Source organism: Eremococcus coleocola DSM 15696, from assembly GCF_000428865.1.
Lineage (GTDB): Bacteria > Bacillota > Bacilli > Lactobacillales > Aerococcaceae > Eremococcus > Eremococcus coleocola.
Genome location: NZ_AUAT01000026.1, coordinates 1 through 18,090 on the forward strand (window position 1 = coordinate 1; position 18,090 = coordinate 18,090).

16 protein-coding genes and 3 pseudogenes are annotated in these 18,090 nt (G+C 39.2%); 8 read left to right on the plus strand and 11 right to left on the minus strand.

All coding sequences use genetic code 11. The features are described 5' to 3' along the window. Positions 1 to 170, plus strand: a pseudogene (locus G396_RS12120) (transposase); the annotation flags it as partial. A gap of 137 nt (positions 171 to 307) precedes the next feature. Here the strand turns inward: G396_RS12120 and G396_RS0106905 are convergent. The 3 genes from G396_RS0106905 to G396_RS0106915 form a co-directional block, all read right to left on the minus strand. Further along, on the minus strand, positions 308 to 1,033 hold the full coding sequence (locus G396_RS0106905) for a YebC/PmpR family DNA-binding transcriptional regulator (RefSeq protein ID WP_028125505.1): 726 nt from the start codon (positions 1,031 to 1,033) through the stop codon (positions 308 to 310). Positions 1,034 to 1,454: 421 nt separating this feature from the next. Further along, positions 1,455 to 2,420, minus strand: a complete 966-nt coding sequence (locus G396_RS0106910; protein WP_028125506.1) for an asparaginase — start codon at positions 2,418 to 2,420, stop codon at positions 1,455 to 1,457. A 668-nt stretch (positions 2,421 to 3,088) separates the two neighbouring features. Beyond that, entirely contained in the window at positions 3,089 to 4,468 is a 1,380-nt protein-coding gene (locus tag G396_RS0106915; RefSeq protein ID WP_028125507.1) for a YjiH family protein, read from the minus strand. Positions 4,469 to 4,659: 191 nt separating this feature from the next. Here G396_RS0106915 and G396_RS11460 point away from each other — a divergent pair, with 191 nt between their 5' ends. Then, positions 4,660 to 4,809 carry a hypothetical protein gene (locus tag G396_RS11460; protein ID WP_155857428.1) on the plus strand — a complete coding sequence of 50 codons (150 nt, stop codon included), beginning with the start codon at positions 4,660 to 4,662 and terminating at the stop codon, positions 4,807 to 4,809. Between the two features lie 52 nt (positions 4,810 to 4,861). Here the strand turns inward: G396_RS11460 and G396_RS0106925 are convergent, their stop codons facing one another. Next, positions 4,862 to 6,241 carry a YjiH family protein gene (locus tag G396_RS0106925; protein ID WP_028125508.1) on the minus strand — a complete coding sequence of 460 codons (1,380 nt, stop codon included), beginning with the start codon at positions 6,239 to 6,241 and terminating at the stop codon, positions 4,862 to 4,864. Positions 6,242 to 6,648: 407 nt separating this feature from the next. Further along, the gene (locus tag G396_RS0106930) at positions 6,649 to 8,724 is read right to left on the minus strand and encodes a DUF4767 domain-containing protein (RefSeq protein ID WP_028125509.1); all 2,076 of its coding nucleotides are present in this window, start codon (positions 8,722 to 8,724) and stop codon (positions 6,649 to 6,651) included. Positions 8,725 to 8,931: 207 nt separating this feature from the next. Here G396_RS0106930 and G396_RS11690 point away from each other — a divergent pair, with 207 nt between their 5' ends. The 5 genes and pseudogenes from G396_RS11690 to G396_RS0106950 all read left to right on the plus strand — a co-directional run bounded on the left by G396_RS11690 (position 8,932) and on the right by G396_RS0106950 (position 11,911). Then, positions 8,932 to 9,387 carry a (deoxy)nucleoside triphosphate pyrophosphohydrolase gene (locus G396_RS11690; RefSeq protein WP_248623917.1) on the plus strand — a complete coding sequence of 152 codons (456 nt, stop codon included), beginning with the start codon at positions 8,932 to 8,934 and terminating at the stop codon, positions 9,385 to 9,387. A gap of 8 nt (positions 9,388 to 9,395) precedes the next feature. Further along, positions 9,396 to 9,587: pseudogene (locus tag G396_RS12125) on the plus strand (ornithine cyclodeaminase family protein); the annotation flags it as partial. Further along, a pseudogene (locus G396_RS0106940) lies at positions 9,560 to 10,162 on the plus strand (FAD-dependent oxidoreductase); the annotation flags it as partial. The pseudogenes G396_RS12125 and G396_RS0106940, both read left to right, overlap by 28 nt. A gap of 112 nt (positions 10,163 to 10,274) precedes the next feature. Then, positions 10,275 to 10,463: an FAD-dependent oxidoreductase gene (locus tag G396_RS11950; protein ID WP_282705434.1), complete on the plus strand. Its 189-nt coding sequence runs from the start codon at positions 10,275 to 10,277 to the stop codon at positions 10,461 to 10,463. Positions 10,464 to 10,474: 11 nt separating this feature from the next. Further along, on the plus strand, positions 10,475 to 11,911 hold the full coding sequence (locus G396_RS0106950; protein ID WP_028125511.1) for an SLC13 family permease: 1,437 nt from the start codon (positions 10,475 to 10,477) through the stop codon (positions 11,909 to 11,911). Between the two features lie 143 nt (positions 11,912 to 12,054). Here the strand turns inward: G396_RS0106950 and G396_RS0106955 are convergent, their stop codons facing one another. Together G396_RS0106955 and G396_RS0106960 are read right to left on the minus strand one after the other, a co-directional pair. Beyond that, positions 12,055 to 13,557, minus strand: a complete 1,503-nt coding sequence (locus G396_RS0106955; protein ID WP_028125512.1) for a PTS transporter subunit EIIC — start codon at positions 13,555 to 13,557, stop codon at positions 12,055 to 12,057. 13 nt (positions 13,558 to 13,570) lie between these two features. After that, positions 13,571 to 14,263: an N-acetylmannosamine-6-phosphate 2-epimerase gene (locus G396_RS0106960; protein WP_028125513.1), complete on the minus strand. Its 693-nt coding sequence runs from the start codon at positions 14,261 to 14,263 to the stop codon at positions 13,571 to 13,573. A gap of 135 nt (positions 14,264 to 14,398) precedes the next feature. Between G396_RS0106960 and G396_RS0106965 the strand changes: the two genes are divergently transcribed. Then, positions 14,399 to 15,214, plus strand: a complete 816-nt coding sequence (locus G396_RS0106965; RefSeq protein WP_028125514.1) for a MurR/RpiR family transcriptional regulator — start codon at positions 14,399 to 14,401, stop codon at positions 15,212 to 15,214. 156 nt (positions 15,215 to 15,370) lie between these two features. On the opposite strand, the gene G396_RS0106970 is transcribed toward G396_RS0106965, so the two are convergent. The 4 genes from G396_RS0106970 to srlA all read right to left on the minus strand — a co-directional run bounded on the left by G396_RS0106970 (position 15,371) and on the right by srlA (position 18,089). Then, positions 15,371 to 16,033, minus strand: a complete 663-nt coding sequence (locus G396_RS0106970; protein ID WP_028125515.1) for a fructose-6-phosphate aldolase — start codon at positions 16,031 to 16,033, stop codon at positions 15,371 to 15,373. A 114-nt stretch (positions 16,034 to 16,147) separates the two neighbouring features. Then, positions 16,148 to 16,504, minus strand: coding sequence for a PTS glucitol/sorbitol transporter subunit IIA (locus G396_RS0106975; protein WP_028125516.1), 357 nt, complete (start codon positions 16,502 to 16,504; stop codon positions 16,148 to 16,150). A 22-nt stretch (positions 16,505 to 16,526) separates the two neighbouring features. After that, the gene (srlE, locus tag G396_RS0106980) at positions 16,527 to 17,525 is read right to left on the minus strand and encodes a PTS glucitol/sorbitol transporter subunit IIB (RefSeq protein ID WP_028125517.1); all 999 of its coding nucleotides are present in this window, start codon (positions 17,523 to 17,525) and stop codon (positions 16,527 to 16,529) included. Between the two features lie 15 nt (positions 17,526 to 17,540). Then, positions 17,541 to 18,089, minus strand: coding sequence for a PTS glucitol/sorbitol transporter subunit IIC (gene srlA, locus G396_RS0106985; RefSeq protein WP_028125518.1), 549 nt, complete (start codon positions 18,087 to 18,089; stop codon positions 17,541 to 17,543). Between the last annotated feature and the right edge of the window lies 1 nt (position 18,090).

The following is an 18,090-nucleotide window of genomic DNA, read 5'->3' on the forward strand; positions in this document are numbered from 1 at the left end:
AACTATATGCTCAACGTAAAATAGAAGTTGAGCCTGTTTTTGGTCAAATGAAGCGCAATTTTGGTGTACGAAGAGTTCATGTAAGAGGAAAAATTGGGGTTTCAAATGATATTGGAATCCTGTTAATGGCAATGAATTTAACCAGATTAGCAGAAATGATAAGAAGAAAAGGAAGGGGACCTCTTTTCTTTTCTTATATTTTATTAAAATTAATAAAAACCGAGAAACATCTCATCTTTTTGAAATGTTTGTCGGTTATTTTTGAGACTTTTTGCCCAGCCTCTTTTAATTAATAAGTATGAGTTAATTAATAATCAGCATTGGTATAAACTTGTTGTACGTCATCGTCATCTTCTAAGGCGTCGACGAGTTTTTCAAGTTTTTCTATTTTTTCACCATCAATTGCGATGGTATTTTGTGGCACCATGGTTAATTCGGCTCGTGCAAATTCATAACCGGCTGCTTCTAAGCCTTCCTTAACAGCTGCAAAATCACTCGGATCAGTATAAATTTCGAAGGCTTCATCCGAAACTTGCACATCTTCGGCACCAGCTTCAATAGCCAATTCGAAAATCGTATCTTCATCGACCTCTAATTCTTCACGATCAAGCACCACATAGCCCTTACGGTCAAACATATAGGCCACGGAACCAGAAGTACCCAAGTTACCACCATTACGACTAAAAGCAACATGGATGCCCGTATCGGTCCGGTTTTTGTTATCGGTTAGGGTATGGACCAAAATCGCAATCCCACCAGGGCCGTATCCTTCATAAGTAATTTCATCGTAGTTAGTCATGTCACCCGCATCGGTTGCTTTTTTAATAGCACGAGTGATGTTATCTTTAGGCATATTTTCTGCCTTAGCCTTGTCAAGCACCATGCGAAGGGTGGAATTCATTGACGGGTCGCCGCCACCATTCTTAGCAGCCATGAAGATTTCCTTGGAAAGCTTGCCAAACACGGCCCCTTTCCGAGCATCTTCTGCCCCTTTTTTATTCTTGATCTTACTCCATTTATTATGGCCTGACATTTTCTTCACCTCTATTGTTAGTTTATTGCCTTATTATAACACAGTCCCAGGCCTATGAAAACATGGGCCTTGTCTACAGTGTCTTATGAAAGTCTGTCTACAAGACTAGCATTTTCAAACTCTTAATCTAATATTATACTTAAAAATTAATTAAATTTTGAAATGTTTTGGCTAGACCTATTTCTTTTTATTTAAAAGAGATTATAATATCAATTAGCGAGACATTTGAAGAAGATTCTATCAGATAATTTTTCTAATTACTTACTATTACTCTCGCTAGTCAGCGCCCAAGCATAGCCACTTGGGTGCTGATTTTTTTATTTTAATTACTAAATTTTCGACGGATTATAAGATTAGATTATAAACTTAAATTTTGCCTACTTTTCCAATTATTTTAATCACTGAAAGTATTTTCCCTACTCTAACTCCAGGCAAAAGCCTGACCCAGGTCTACTTGACTTTCTGCATTTAGTAAACACTCTAATTTCAAACGTGCCTTAACCCCACTGAGGCCTTGGGCAAAAATCACCCCTGCTTGCTTCAACTGTTTCCCCCCACCTTCATAATCGTAAACATCTTCAATCACCCCATTGAAGGCACGGGAGACCATAACGACTGGAATCCCTTGGGCCAACAAGGCTTCGGTGGCAGGCACCGTAGCGGGAGGGAGGTTGCCCGCTCCTAACCCTTCGATGACTAGCCCACCATAATGACTGGCCCCGATGGCTGTAATAATATCCGCTTGCATCCCAGCATAGGCTTTTAGCAAGGCTACCGGTTTTTTAATCTCCTTAACTGGGTAATAATCCCGGTGGAGGATTTTTTGAAAATAAAGGACCTGGTTTTTAGAAATTAGTCCGATAGGACCAAAGGTGGGAGTTTGGAAGGTGGCTAAATTAGTGGTATGGGTTTTGGTCACATAGGTTGCGGTGTGGATTTCCTCGTTCATGACTACCAGTACACCTTGATCACGGGACTGAGGGGCAGCTGCGGCCATAATCGCTGACCGGAGATTTGCCATGCCATCGGCTCCGATTTCATTGGATGACCGCATGGCTCCCGTCACCACTACTGCTTGTGAAAGATTCAAGTTCAATTGTAAGAAATAGGCTGTTTCTTCTAAGGTATCCGTCCCATGAGTCACAACAATCCCGTCATAATCCCCCGCATGGTCACGGATATAATTAGAAAGCTCTAGCATTTGAGCTTGGGTCATATGCGGAGACGGCAAGTTAAATAAGTCAACAAAGGTCACTGTTGCAAAATGATTGATAAAATTACCCTGTTGACGAATTGGATTTTCACGTGTCGGCGACACCTTCCTGGTCGTATGGTCTTCGGACATGGCAATGGTACCGCCAGTATTAATTAACAAAACATGGGCCATTAAAGCACCTCCTATTAAGATTCACTAAGTTCAAGTATAAAAGCGGTCTCAAGGTATAGCAAGGGACTTAATAGGAAAAATGGATTAATTCTTTCTTATAATATAGTTCGCTAGAAGAAGGTGGAGATTTTTCTTCACTTCCAGCCTAAGTCGGGAATATCACTAGCCGCTTTCTTTACTGCTCCACAAAGGAAAAAATTTTTCCACACTTCAAATATCACCGAAGAAAATCAGCCTTAGTTTTCTTTACTTTCATACCAACTTAAGAAAAACTTCAGACATTTTCTTTACTGCTCCAACAAGTGAAGAATTTTTTCCACACTTCAAATATCACTTAAGAAAATCAGCCTTAGTTTTCTTTACTTTCATACCAACTTAAGAAAAACTTCAGACATTTTCTTTACTGCTCCAACAAGTGAAGAATTTTTTCCACACTTCAAATATCACTTAAGAAAATCAGCCTTAGTTTTCTTTACTTTCATACCAACTTAAGAAAAACTTCAGACATTTTCTTTACTTGCCTAACAAGTAAAGAATTTTTCCACACTTCGACCATAAGTTAACTAACTACTTCCCAGGCTTAGCCTAAAAGTAAAGAAACTACCATTCCAAAAAAATAGGAACAGACAAAACCGAGCAAAAAAGCCCAATCCGTCTGCCCCACGCTCTTAAAATATCAAATGCGCCATCAAGACGATGATAGGTAGAGAAATCAAAGTCCGTTCAATAAAGATGATAAAGATTTCAGTAAAGGATACTGGCAAATTAGATCCCAGAATGACTGCCCCAGTTTCAGACATATAAATCAATTGAACAATGGAAATACAAGCAATGATGAACTGGGTCATCGGATTGGCAATGGCCGCCGCCATAATAGATGGGACTACCATATCAGCAAAGCCAATCACCATGGTAGAAGCCGCTTGGTCCGCCAAGGGCACCTGCAATAATTGCAAGATCGGACGGAAGGGAAAGCCCAACCATTCAAAAATCGGCGTCGTTTGAGAAACAATTAAGACCAAGGTTCCAATCGCCATAATACTTGGAATCACACTCAACCATAAGCCTAAAACAGTTTTCAAGGCTGATTTCAAATATTGGACTGGATTCCCATTGGTCCGTGCCTTCTTAATAGCAAGCTCCATAGCCCATTGGTGTTTGCTATAGCCAACAGGAATGTCCTCACCAATATCTTGTGATTTACCAAGATAATATGTATTAGCCTTTCCTGATAAAGGCCAAATCCGTGGTACGATTAGGGCACAAGCAATTCCCGCCACAATGGTAGTTAGATAGAAGAAACCGAACTTATCCATCATATTTATATTTTCTACTACCACCAAACAGAAAGTAATGGAGACAGCTGAGAAAGTAGTGGAAATAACGGCTGCTTCCCGAGCATTATAGTAACCTTCTTCATACTGTTTATTGGTTAAGGTTACCCCGATCGTCCCATCTCCAATCCAGGAAGCCACACAATCGACTGCAGACCGACCCGGTAAGTTAAAGATCGGTCGCATAAAAGGGGTTAAAAATACCCCGACATATTCCAATAAACCAAACTCAGTTAAAAAAGGCAGAATAAAAGCCGCCACTAAGAAAATAATGAATAACCCATTGATTAAGTTAAAAAGGATCAAGCCCCCTGTATCGGGACTCCAAATGATTTCCGGCATACCCCAGATTCTGCCAAAAGCCACTAACCAAGCTAAGACACAGCCTGTGACTCTGACAAGTAACCATAAGGGTGAGATATCTGCTACCTCTTTAAGTAAGCGATTGCTTTCAAGCCAAGTTGGTTTACTAAAGCGATAAATCAAAGCAATTATCGTCGAAAAAGTAATAATGAATAAGACCAAATAATAAATTGGAATAAAATTGCTCACCTGTTGGCGTAAGAAATTGGCAATCACCGAGACCATCACCGTGGATTGCCCTTCTATCACCAGAGGCGTCATTAATAAAAACACCCCTAGCAGTGATGGCAATAAAAACAAAAGTATATCTTTGGCTGACCGGTTTTGAATCAGCTCTTGGTCAGAATTCATGAAAAAGACCCCTTTCTATCCGGTATATGATAACGCTTACTTAAAAAATATGCAAATTCTCATGGGACTTAAAAGGTCTTTTAATCTCATTAAGCGCTTCAGGCTTTTTTCTAATATTAAGAGGAAAAATTAGGCTAGCCCGCTCAAATAGCTTATACTAACCATAGCCCATAACAAGAAAGGAAGTATTTATGAATCAGCGTGGTCTCTACCCTATTCTCGTGCTCTTTTTAGTCGTCGCCCTCAAAGGTATCATCGACCAGACCTGGCCCTTGGTGGTGATTGCTTTCTTAGTAGTCTTAGTGCTCGCCTTCATAATTTTTAGACATAAACGCCCTTAAAACAAAAAATCCTTGTCCACTAATTACAGTAGGCAAGGATTTTTCTATACATTTAAAATATTAAATGCGCCATTAGTACGATGATTGGCAGAGCAACTAAGGTCCGTTCGATAAAGATAATAAAAATATCCAGGAAAGAAACTGGTAGGCCAGATCCCAGAATAACTGCACCGGTCTCAGACATATAAATCAGCTGGACCACTGACAGACATGCGATAACAAATTGAGTCATTGGATTAGGGATTGCTGCAGCCATAATCGAAGGAACCACCATATCAGCAAAACCAATCACCATGGTGGAAGCTGCTTGGTCAGCCAGCGGAACTTGTAAGACTTGTAAGAGCGGCTTAAAAGGTAGCCCTAACCAGTCAAAAATCGGAGTCGTATGGGAAACAATAAGAACCAGTGACCCAATTGCCATAATGGTTGGAATGACTGAGAGCCACAAACCAAGGACGGTTGATACCGCCTGTTGCAAATATTGACCAAGATTACCACTCTCTTGGGCTTTCTCCACAGCTAGCTTCAAGCCCCATTGGTTAGCAGTATAACCAGTCGGAACATCCTCTTCATCTTCTTGAGGATTATTTTTGAAATAGGTATTGGGCTTGCGCGACAAAGGCGGAATCCGGGGCACGATTAAAGCACAAGCAGACCCCGCAATAAACATAGTTAAATAAAAGAAACCGAATTTGTCCATCATATTAATATTTTCTACCACTACCAGACAGAAGGTAATGGAGACCGCCGAGAACATGGTCGCAATCGTTGCGGCTTCTCGTTGATTATAATAACCTTCTTCGTACTGGTTGGCTGTTAAGGTAATCCCAATCGTTCCATCGCCAATCCATGAGGCGACACAATTCACGGCAGACCGTCCTGGCAAATTAAAAATCGGGCGCATCACTTTAGCTAAAAAAACTCCAATATATTCTAAGAGACCAAATTCAGTTAAGAGTGGGAGGATAAAGGCAGCCACTAAGAAAATAATAAAGAGTCCACGGATGAGGTCGAACAGGATTAATCCCCCAGTATCCATACCCCAAATGAGTTCTGGTAAACCTAGGTCTTTACCAAAGGCTACTAGAAAGCCCATCAGCAAACCGACTAAACGAACTCCCAACCAGAAATTAGATACTTGGGCGGCACTTTTTAGTAGTTCATTCTTCTCAATAAATGCTGGCTTAGAAAACTTATAAAGTAAAGCTAAGCCAGAAGAAATGATAATCACTGCCAGAACCAAAACATAAATTGGGACCAACTTGGAGATGCTTTCCTTGAGGAAATCCGCAATCACAGAGACCATCACCGTCGACTGGCCATTAATCTTCAGCGGTGTCATTAGGAGTAGGACCCCTGCTAAGGAAGGTAAGATAAAAAGTAAAAGTTGTTTCAGTGAATATTTCTGATGTGTTTGCGTGTCAGATGACATTGGCAGAACCCCCTTCTCATATCATCATAACCTGGATCGGATTCTAGCGCAAAAGATATCAGTTTATTCATATTATCAAAGAACCCTTTTGATGAGGTTAAGCAGGTTTCATCTTAAGCACCTAAACTTGGCATAGGACAAAGCATACCAAACATTTGAATGGTAGGATTTTTATCAAAAGTAGGCCACTCGATGAGCCTTCGCATCATTTTAATCAAATTGATGCTGAGCAACTTTGATTCGTATCAATTTCTTCAAAAATAGGTCAGTCTATTGGGTTTCGCATCTTTTTAATCGAATTTGTGCAAATCAATCCTGATTCTCACCAACTCTCTCCACATAAGTTACAGTAAAAAATGACCGAGCATTTTGCCCGGTCATTCCCCTATCTTTTTTAAGTTTAAGTCTTAATGGTTATTTGCCACTTCAATGAAACCATTAATTAAATCTTTATTAGCGGTATCTTTAAAAGTCAAAAGACCATCTTCTCCCGGGCCTTGAGTGGCTATTAAGGCCCAAATGCCGTTGTTCTTATCTGAAACAAACAGATATAAGTGACGTTCAGCATTGGGATTGACAGTATCCTTAATATCTGAATAAACTGCCACAACTCGCATCTGATTGTCCTTGCTTGGCATTTGGTCATAGAGACCTTCTATCACTTGGTGATACAAATGAAATTTAAAAGACACTTGCGGTAAACTAGCGCCGTAGAAACTCGCCGGTTTGTCAGGGGTATAGGCTTGGTAGGCTTGGCCCATGGTTTGCCCCCAGCTTGCCATTAAATTAGCTAAATCTTCTTGACCAGTCCAAGCCGGTGCAGTTTGGGTGAGCCCTTCACGCAAGCCTTGGTTATTCGTTTCTTTGGCTGAATAGGCTGGATAATAATTGGTCACCTCTATACCATAACGGGCTTGATAATCAGGAACTTCAATCGCTTCTAGCTTAGGTAGGCTCCCTAAATTAGCTGAGGTCATCTCCCCACTAGCTAAGTGTAAGTAATAAGCCTGAGATCCACCGATATCTTGTGCCCCTGGCGATTGAGTTAAAACAAGATAGAAATATTGGTCAAGTGACTGCGGCAATCCAGCGCCATAATCAAATTGACTCGGGAAAAGCTGGAAGCCAGTCGATTCACCTGGATAACCAGAAGCAATGCCAATCCGGTTCAGTAAGTCAAAATTGTCATCATCAAGAGCAAGGAGTTCAGGTAAGGTCACAACTTTTTTATCTAATTGGTCTCGCACCCATTCATAGCCCATAAAGCCCGACTCTTGAAACTTTGCATCATTATAAGCATAATAGGTATCAATAACTTGGAGTCGTAATTGATTTAAAGCCTCATGACTGGTCTCATTTAGGTCTGGCAACAACATTTTCTCTAAGACAAAACTATCATGGAGTAGTTGCGACAATTCGTGAGCAGAGGAGTCATCCAATTGGTCCAAACATTGATAAAAGGCTGAATAAAGCGCTGGAATTATCGGATGAAAATCTTTGTTCTTAGCAAAGTCTAGCCGGTCACCAGTCCGAATTTGATCTAAGGTTTTTTTCTGATCTAGATGAGCGTGAGCCAAGTCTGCCCAGACCTGGTCTAAACGACGAAGCTCGGTTAAGTAAGTGCTTTGATAGTCTTCCATGGATTTAACTTCCTTACCCCAGGCTAAATCTCCCTTCGGTATTTCTGTCATCCAGGTCAACGCAGGTGTTTGATTTGTTTGACTGTATCCTAGTTCAGCTTGATTATTTTCATCGCTTGCTTGTGAATCAGTTTGGTTAGTCGCTTGGTCTGAGTCTTGACTAGCTAAAGCCGATTGGACCTGACTTGGTTCAATTAAAGCATTCCCTTGATTATCAACAATTGGAATCCAACCAATTTCTTGGTTTATATCAAGGGGCGTCTTATCAAGAATATTATACTTAACCTTGAAATCATGGTCGGATAACTGTTCGCCGGTCTCACTATTTTCATAGGTCTGACTATCACCATGATAGATATAGGAATCAGCTTCTACCAAGCTGGTACCATCTGGGCTCATCAATAACCATGAACCCCCGCTAGTAACCACCCCACCTGAGATGCGGTGGAACATTGAGCCATCTTGATAAAAATCAATTCTTTTCCGATATCCGATATAATTGGAATCATCTGCAATCCGGTAAACTTGTTCATCTTTAAGAGTATAAATCATCATTAAACCACCAGAGTCCCCCAAGGTTTTGACCAACATTTCCCGGCTACCATTTTGGTCAATATCATAGAAACCTACGGCTATGCCTTCACTCGTTTGGGCACCTGGAATATTAATCTCTTTAAGATAGGTTGAGTGGTCTACCTCCTCCATATCTCCCTGTAGATACAAAGGGTAATATTGAATAATCTCATCAATGACTGCTTGGTAATTTGCTGAAGCTAGGGGCGTAAGTGAAATAAAGGTAATAAATAAGGCAAGAAAAACGAATCCGATTCTTTTACTTTTCATCAAACCACTCCAATCTATATCATTTACATATTAAATTATAGCATGATTGTTTTATGTGTGCCGATTAGCTTTTTAAAAACTCTCTTGATAAATTAGGATATAATAGCTATAAGAAAGAAGGGGTAGTATGAAAGAAATCTCAGTGGTATCGGGTGCCATTATCCAAGATGGGAAAATAATGGTAGCCAACGAAGCAGAAGCATGCTCTTGCCTGAACTCTGGGAATTCCCAGGCGGTAAAATTGAGGCCAGCGAAAACCCACCCCAAACCTTGGTCCGGGAGCGGAAAGAAGAATTAGACCTTGAGTTTGAAGTTCTTGACTATATCAATACCGCGGACTATGGCTATAATTTTGGGCACCTTACCCTTTCCACCTACACCGTCAAAATAATTAAAGGACAGTCAATCCTCAAGGAACATATGGCTTCAAAATGGCTTGCTCCGGACCAAGTGATGGATTTGAATTGGGCGCCAGTCGATGTAGCAGCTGGGGGCAAGATTGTATCTGTTTATCCTAACAACATTAGCAAAGACATTACTTCAGTCCCAGCAACCATGGTCATGTTAAATGAAGAAACTAGGGAAGTAAATTCAATTATGGATGGGACTTTCTTTACTCGTTTAGAACGGGTACTGTATCCGGAGCGGCTACCGACTTATTAGCCCGCAAAGATGCGAGTGTCTTTGTCCTCTTTGGTACTGGCGGTCAAGCCCAATATCAATTAAAACCTGTCTTAAATGTTCGCCCTATCAAAGAAGTCTATGTTTATGACCTGGACCAAAAGAGAGGCCAAGAATTTGCTGATAAGATGGCTGACCTCCTGAAAATAATGTTAATACCCTATTGCATGCTAACCTCGTAGATGTTAAAACTAGTCAAGGGCGAATCCAAACTCTTATTTGTTCTGATGATGAAGGACTCTTTGAAATACAAGCAAATAATTACGTCGATGCAAGTGGGAATGCAAATTTAGCCCGCCTTGCTAATATCTCAACTGAACGGGGCGATGATGAGGGATTAGTTCAACAATCTTCATTAGTCTTCAAACTCTCTAGATTACCTAAACGAGATATTGGTATGAAAGAACTAAATGAAGCAATCTCAGCTGGGAAAGAAGCGGACAACCCCAATTTATTTAAAGAAAAAGGAATGATCATCAAGCCCAAAGAAGAAACAGTAGGCTACTGTACAATTCCTTCTATCATTCTTAAAAACTTAAGTAGTCAAGAAAAAACGACTGCAGAACTATTGTTAAGATAACAAATATCCGCTTATACCGAAACCTTTAAGCGCTTTATCCCAGACTTTAAAGACATCAGAGTAGAAAGCTCAAGTCCCGAACTTGGTATCCGTGAAGCTCGTAGAGTGATTGGAAATGAGGTCTTGCTCGGCAAAGATATCTTATATGCTATAAAAGGCGAGGATAGTATCGGTTGAGCTGCTTGGAGTCCAGAAATCCATAAGAGTGATACCGAACTGAAGTACACTCATATTCCGGACAATGACTATGCTTCAATCCCATTGGGTGCGCTTGAAGTAAAGGATACCCATAAACTTATGGGCTGCTGGCCGGATGATTTCATCCGATTCAATGGGACTAGGCTCCGTCCGTGTGATGGGAACTGCTTTTGCAACTGGTCAAGCCGCTGGTATTGGGGCCACCCTATCGACTGGAGAAAATCGAGCTTCCTTATCAATGGTCCAAAACGAATTTCGTAAACAAAAGGCATTAATTTAAGGGGTGTAATTATGAAAAAGAAACTATTTACGATACTTGCATTAATAATTATGATTTCGTCTCACTTCGTCAGTTTTTCAAGCTTTAACCGTCCCAGTGTAGCCGTGTTAGGAACCTTTATTGGCACTTTGATTCTATGGGTCACAGTGGATATTACTTGGCCAAGTTTAATTGCTATTTTATCACTAGCCTTTATTCCTGAAGTTGGTATGAATACAGCTTTATCTTCTTCCTTCGGTAATTCAACTTTTGCCTTCCTATTATTCACTTTTATCTGTACCTATGCTATCTCTCAAACGTCATTTATTCGCAGAACTGCCTTATTCTTTATTACTTCTAAATTTGCCCAAAAAAGCATCTGGCATATGACGACTCTTTTCTTATTATCAGTATTATTGATGGGATTATTTATATCTCCAACTGTCTTATTTTTTATCTTTCTACCAATTCTTAATGAAATATATGATATTTTAGGGCTTAAAAAAGGGGATAAATTTGCTTCAATGCTTATCATGGGCATGGCTATCTTCTCCAATCTTTCTGCAGGCATGACCCCAATCGCCCATGTCTTTCCAGTATTAGCAATGGGGGTTTACGAATCAGTTACAGGAAATGTGATCAACTATGGTCAATATATGCTCTTCGGTATTCCTGTTGGCCTTATCTTATTTGTTCTCACGTTACTCGTTTTCCGCTTTATTTTAAATCCAAGTCTACCCGATTATAAAGGTCTCAGTGAAGAAGACTTCAAAGATGAACCATCAAAAATGAATAGCTTCCGGGAAAATATGATCTTATTTATTTTCTTTGGAGTCGTTCTCTTATGGGTATTGCCAAGTTTAATTTCTAAGATTCTCCCAGAATTATCTACCTATATTTCAAGCTTTGGATCTGCTATGCCACCCCTACTCGGTGTTGTGGTCATGGCCATTATTTCAATCGAGGGTAAACCTCTTGTAAATATTTCTGAAGCCATTACCAAGGGTGTTTCCTGGCCTGCCTTAATCATGAGTAGTGGTACCTTACTATTTGGTACTGTCATGACAGACAAGGGAATCGGTCTGATTGATCAATTAATCACCCTTATCCAACCAATTACTACCAGTCTTATTCCAAGTTTACTTATTCTTTTCTTTATCGTGGTCGCCTCATTATCTTCAAACATTACTTCTCATATGGTAACGGCTCAAGTCTTTACCTCAATGGCAGTTCCTGTAGCCCTAAGTAGTAATGGACAAATTAGTGCCGCCGCTATTGCCGCTGTCATTGGACTTTGTGCATCTCTAGGAACTGCAGCGCCTTCTTCAATGCCATTCGTTGCAGTATCAGTCTCATCTAGTTGGACAGATACAGAAAAAATGTTGAAATATGGTGTCCTATTCATGATTCTTACCATCATCGTCACATATTTAATAGGTTATCCGCTCGCACAAATGATTTTAGGATAAATTAATATATCTTAGATATAAGCTATACCGAATAATTGCTCATTTGCTTAAGATGAAAGGCTCTAAAAATGGTTGATTCCCATTTTTAGAGCCTTTTATTTTTGCATTAAATGTAATGCTTATCGAGTCTTGTATAAAGTTACTTACTCGTCCCCTAGAATCTGATTAATTTCTTGAGATAATAAATCTGCTTTAGCTCCAAAGACCGCTTGAATGCCTCCTTGAACCTCAAAAACTGCAGTTGCCCCTAAATTTTTGATTGCGGCTTGGTTTACATGGCCTGCATCTTTTACGGCCACTCTTAATCTAGTTGCACAAGCTTCAACTGATTCGATATTTTCTTCATGACCTAAGGCATCAATAATTCTTAATGATTCATCGTGTAAAGTACTTCCATTATCTGAAGTGGTGTTTTCAACCGGATTGTCTTCATTAATATCCATACCAGGAATCGATACTTTAAATTTGCTAATGCAGAAGCGGAAGACAACATAATAAACAAGTGCCCAAATAATTCCCACTGGAATGACTCTTAACCAATTTGTATGGGAGTTACCTTGTAAGATACCGAATAAAGTATAATCGATAAAACCACCAGAGAATGAATTACCAATCCGAATACTTAAGATATCAGCCACCCAGAAAGACACCCCATCTAAGAAAGCATGGATGACATATAACCAAGGAGCAGAGAATAAGAACATATATTCAATCGGTTCGGTAATCCCTGTCAAAGCAGAAGTTAAGGCACCAGAGAAGTATAGACCTGCATTTTTCTTACGGTTAACCACAGGAATAGAATGATACATGGCCAAACAGGCTGCTGGCAAGCCAAAAATCATCGTCGCAAAACGACCAGCAAAGAAACGGGTACCATAAGTAAATAAACCTTGGTGACTTGAATCAGCCAACTGAGCAAAGAAAATATTTTGCGCTCCCTCAATCATTTTTCCAGCTACTTCTTCGCTACCACCTAAAGAGGTATACCAGAACAAGGGATAAATCGTATGGTGAAGGCCTACCGCCCCAGTTAAACGTAACAGGAATCCGTATAAGAAAGTACCAAAACTTCCCATTTTAGCAATATTTTCACCGGCGATTCCCAACACATTTTGTACTGGTGGCCAGATGGCAAAGAAAATCGCACCTAGAACAATTGCGGCAAAGGATGAAACAATTGGAATAAACCGTGAGCCCCCAAAGAAGCCTAAAAATTGCGGCAGTTCAATCTTACGATAACGATTATGGAGAAAGGCAACCGTACTACCCACTACAATGGAGCCAATCACGCCAGTATCGATGGATGCGCCCTCTTCAGCAAATAATTGTAAGAATCCACTTATTGTCGCGGTATAAACCAAATAAGCAACACCCGCTGCTAAGCCAGCAGTTCCTTTATCGCCTTTGGCTAAACCGACTGCAACCCCAATCGTAAAGATAAGGGCTAAGTTGGCAAAGACGGCATTCCCGGCCGCACTCATAATAGAAAGAATAGTTTGTAACCAAGCTTGGTTTAGAAAAGGATATGCAATTAGGGCACTTTCATTGGTTAAGGCTCCACCTAGACCTAATAATAGACCTGCTGCTGGTAGGATAGCGATTGGGAGCATCATCGCTTTCCCAATTTGAGAAAACTTCTTAAACATTTATATAACCTCCTTATTCATTAAACGCTTCAATAAAACGACTAGCAATTTGTTTAGGACGAGTGATGGCGCCGCCAATAACGATACCAGTAGCACCCAATGCTTTAATTTTTTTTACTTGTTCTGGGGTATGAATATTCCCTTCCGCAATCACAGGAATATCTCTTCTAACCAAGTCGGCGACTAAGTTTAAGTCAGGCTTTTCCGCACCTTGGCTTTCCTCGGTATAGCCACTTAAGGTGGTGCCTACGAAATCAACGCCTGCTTCATATGCATTCACGCCTTCTTCAATCGTCGCAATATCTGCCATCAATAATTGATCAGGGTATTTATCTTTAACCTCCTTAATAAATTCATTAATTGTTTTCCCATCATGACGCGGTCTTAGGGTACAATCCAAAGCAATTACTTCAACCCCGGTTTCAACTAATTGATCAATTTCAGCCATGGTTGCCGTAATAAATGGTTTTTGCGGGGGGTAATCTTTCTTAATAATCCCAATAACTGGTAAATTCACTTTTGCTTTAATCTCATTAATATCTCGGACTGAATTCGCTCGAATCCCCACTGCGCCAGCCTCTTCGGCAGCTAAAGCAAATAAGGGCATTACACCCCCAGCCTCAGTGTACATGGGCTCATCGGGTAAAGCCTGACAAGAAACAATAATTCCTTTTTTAATTTGCTGAATAAACTCTTCTTTTCTCAAGATTTTACCTCCATTTTTATTTTTTAACGGAGAATTCCTCCAAAAACCATTCTATCAAACGCTTACATTATTGTAAATAGTCATCTGCAAGATTTTGTTTTATAATATAAACACATCCAAAAGAAGAGGTAAATTATGAAATTTATAACACTCATCCAAGAAAAATACCCTAGCTTTACCAAATCTGAACAAAAAGTAGCCAATCATATCCTCCAAATTAAAGAAAAAACAATTTATTCAACCATTGAGGATATAAAAAAAGCCACCTCAGTCGGTGACGCAACCATCATTCGTTTTTGCCAAAAATTAGGTTTTTCAGGCTTTGCCGATTTAAAAATTGAAATGGCCAAGGAAGATTTCAGTAAAGACCGGACCACACTGGAAGATAAATTCTATGACGAAACCCTAAATAAATTGACAGATGCTTTAAAAGCTACCCGTCAATTAATCAATGAAGCTGAATTAGACCGTGCAATTACTGCAATTACCAAAGCTAAACACCTCTATGTGTTTGGAGTAGGTTCAAGCGGTAATACCAGCCGAAACTTAGAAAATATGTTTTTACGGGTGGGAGTCCATTGTAATGCGGTCATTGACCCCCATTTACAAGCCCAAACGGCATCGCTTTTAACACCAGAGGATACAGTCATTGGCTTCTCTCTAAGTGGACGGACCAAAGATACCTTTGATTCGTTGAAAATCGCGAAGGATTACGGGGCAACAACTATTGCAATTACCAATTTTCTCTCTTCCCCGATTGCTAAACTATGCGATATTGTCTTACAAACAGCAATTGAAGAATTTTTGGAAGGTGGTTCGCTACCTGGGATCATCTCACAATTATATATCTGTAGTGTCTTAGTTGAAGGATATGAAAGAAATAATGGCATTGATACTATTCCCCTGAGAGAAAAAGCCTTAAGGTCAATCTTAAATAAGTCCTTGGGGTAAAATATTTACAACTAGCCTATTCTAAATTTGGCCCTAATTGGAAATGTTCTATAACAAAAGAGATAAAATCAATCTTTTGATGATTTTATCTCTTTTTGTAATTATATTTTATGTATTGATACACAAAAATATTTTCTTACATAAATTTATTTACGCTTAAATCTGATCCTTAGCAAAATTCATTTGCCAATCAGCAGCAAAATCGTGAGTGGCTTTGGCGATATTGGCATTTGCTAAGAAACTATCAATCACATCCGTACCCACTGTAACATAATTAGCTCCAGCTTGACTAGCTTTTAAAACTTGGGATACATTTTTGAAAGAAGCTGCTAAAATTTCTGTATCAGAACCAAGGCAGTCTTGGGCAACTTGATATATTACTTCGTAGGGGTCAGTATTTAGATTTTCCATGCGATTTACATAGGGAGCCAAATAATCCGCACCGAGTTCTTTCGCGAGAATTGCTTGGATTGTAGAATAGATAGCGGTTGCCGTAATGTTAACCCCCTCTGCTTTTAAGGTTTTAATGGCAGCTAAGCCATCTTTTGAAACAGGAATTTTGATATAAACATCTTTATCAATTAAATTCAAAATTTTATGCGCATCATCAAGTATACCTTGATAATCTTCCTGAATCACTTGGATATGCAGTGAACGCTCCTTGCCAATTAAAGAACGGATTTCTTTCATATGTTCTACGAAGTCAATCGATCCTTCCTTCTTCAGGATACTAGGGTTGGTCGTAACACCAGCCACTGGAAGATAGGTTAAATAGTCTTTAATTTTATCAATATTTGCGGTGTCGAGTACTAATTTCATAATTACCTCCATTTTATGCTTTTATTTAATCAATCTATTAATATTATATACAAAATTGCTCCCTAATAACGTTTAAAATTGGTTTAAATCGTAATTAGGAAGCAATTCACTAAATTATTTAATAGTTATTCGAGTTCCAACATTCATCTCAGGTAAGGTTTTTGCTTCTACATAGAGTGTTCCAGGCAGTTCTGCTTCGGTTGCCCCATTAAATTTTACACTGATATGACCAATATCATTCAAATTCTTTGTAACTAGATTACCCACACTAGTGATTCTATAAGCTTGATTGTCGAAATATATGAATTGACCTTCTACAATGTCTCCATTAACTGGGTTGACATCAATTTGATAAGTGTATTCTTTTAAATCCTCAGGTGCACCTTGGCCAAATAGAATTAACATAGCTTCAGCCGCAAACATTTTTGCCTGGCTTCCTATTCCAACAATACTTGTCTCAAAAAGTTTCAAATTAAATCTCCTTATCTAATAATTAACTATATAAACCAAAGCTTGCTAACCATGCCACAATAACTCGAGGCACTCCATTTAAGAAACGTGAATACAATACAGAAGGCACCCCAACTTCAACGGTTTCAGCTTTAGCCTCAGTCAATCCTAAGGCTACAGGAATAAAGTCACAACCATTTTGGGTATTAATGGCAAATAAAGCAGGTAAAGCTAATTGAGGTGGAATATTCCCTTTTCCAATTTCTACCCCAATCAAGGTACCAATAATTTGGCTGATAACAGCCCCAGGGCCTAAGAAAGGAGAAAGGAATGGCAATGAACAAATAAACCCTATAATAATTAGGCCAAAAACATTTCCTGCGAGTGGTGTCATTAAATTAGCTATCCAAGTCCCAATTCCAGATCCTTGAATTAATCCAATTAATAAAGAAACAAAGGCCATAAAGGGAATTACGGTATGTAACATGGTTTGAACAGCATCCCTCGCTGCTTGGTTAAAGGTACCAACCACTTTACCAGCGCCCATCCCAATCTTAGCGATTAAACTAGAATCAGCTTTTTGTTCAGAAATTTTCTTTGATGTATCATAACTTGCTTGACTGTTTTCTGATACATTGACTGGTTTAGTAGGAATGACGATATCACTTTTATCTGCCAACTCAATTTGGTTCATACCAACATTTGAAACATAAATATCCTCAGTGATATATTGGGCTAACGGGCCACTCTTACCAGTTGGAATAATATTTATGGTAGGAATACCTTTCTTAGGATAGATACCACACCGTAAAGTTCCTCCACAGTCAATAATTGCCAATGCAATCTCTTCATCAGGAATAGACGTTTTGAAGCCATTCACAGCTTCCATTCCAGTTAATTCTACAATTTTATCTACAATTTCTGGTTTTTCACCACCACCAGTAACATAAATAAATTTATGTTTTTCTTCAGTTGGTGTAATAATTAATGGTCCTCCAAAGCCACCATTTCCTTTATTTACTTTTATACTATTATATCCCATTATTATTCCTCCCCTCTAAATTTCCTCAACCGATTTGCTTAATTCAATTCCTTGTTGTTTAGAAACAAATGCTGTTGTATAGTCAGTGACCCAACCACCGACAAAGTTCATAATTAAACCAACTAACAAGTAGCGAATTGCTAATTCAGTTTGGTTTAAACCTAGCGTTGAGATTCCTTGCGCAATCCCAAGCCATACAAATAATTCACCTGGATTAATATGTGGGAAAATACCATTAGATGTATGACAGAATTGCATTTGAGAAGCAATAAAACTTGGTTTATAGTATTCCGGCAAGAAACGGCCTAAAGTCATTGACATTGGATTACCTAACATAAATGCTGATACAAAAGGCAGAATCATGTAGCGAGTCACTGGATTCTTAGATGAAACCCGAGCTAAAGCAGTCACACGTTCTTGGCCCATCATAGCAATAATTGTATTCATCGCAATCATTAGCATCAATACTAGAGGAACAATTCCTGTCATCCAACTAATAAATGTTTCTGCACCAGCTTGGAATAAATTCATAAATCCTTCAGCTAACTTTACAACAAAATCCATA

Bases quoted from the DNA above. Each gene is read 5' to 3' on its own strand.
- G396_RS0106905 (WP_028125505.1), bottom strand. From the start codon at position 1,033: ATGTCAGGCCATAATAAATGGAGTAAGATCAAGAATAAAAAAGGGGCA.
- G396_RS0106910 (WP_028125506.1), bottom strand. From the start codon at position 2,420: ATGGCCCATGTTTTGTTAATTAATACTGGCGGTACCATTGCCATGTCC.
- G396_RS0106915 (WP_028125507.1), bottom strand. From the start codon at position 4,468: ATGAATTCTGACCAAGAGCTGATTCAAAACCGGTCAGCCAAAGATATA.
- G396_RS11460 (WP_155857428.1), top strand. From the start codon at position 4,660: ATGAATCAGCGTGGTCTCTACCCTATTCTCGTGCTCTTTTTAGTCGTC.
- G396_RS0106925 (WP_028125508.1), bottom strand. From the start codon at position 6,241: ATGTCATCTGACACGCAAACACATCAGAAATATTCACTGAAACAACTT.
- G396_RS0106930 (WP_028125509.1), bottom strand. From the start codon at position 8,724: ATGAAAAGTAAAAGAATCGGATTCGTTTTTCTTGCCTTATTTATTACC.
- G396_RS0106950 (WP_028125511.1), top strand. From the start codon at position 10,475: ATGAAAAAGAAACTATTTACGATACTTGCATTAATAATTATGATTTCG.
- G396_RS0106955 (WP_028125512.1), bottom strand. From the start codon at position 13,557: ATGTTTAAGAAGTTTTCTCAAATTGGGAAAGCGATGATGCTCCCAATC.
- G396_RS0106965 (WP_028125514.1), top strand. From the start codon at position 14,399: ATGAAATTTATAACACTCATCCAAGAAAAATACCCTAGCTTTACCAAA.
- G396_RS0106970 (WP_028125515.1), bottom strand. From the start codon at position 16,033: ATGAAATTAGTACTCGACACCGCAAATATTGATAAAATTAAAGACTAT.
- srlE (WP_028125517.1), bottom strand. From the start codon at position 17,525: ATGGGATATAATAGTATAAAAGTAAATAAAGGAAATGGTGGCTTTGGA.
- srlA (WP_028125518.1), bottom strand. From the start codon at position 18,089: ATGGATTTTGTTGTAAAGTTAGCTGAAGGATTTATGAATTTATTCCAA.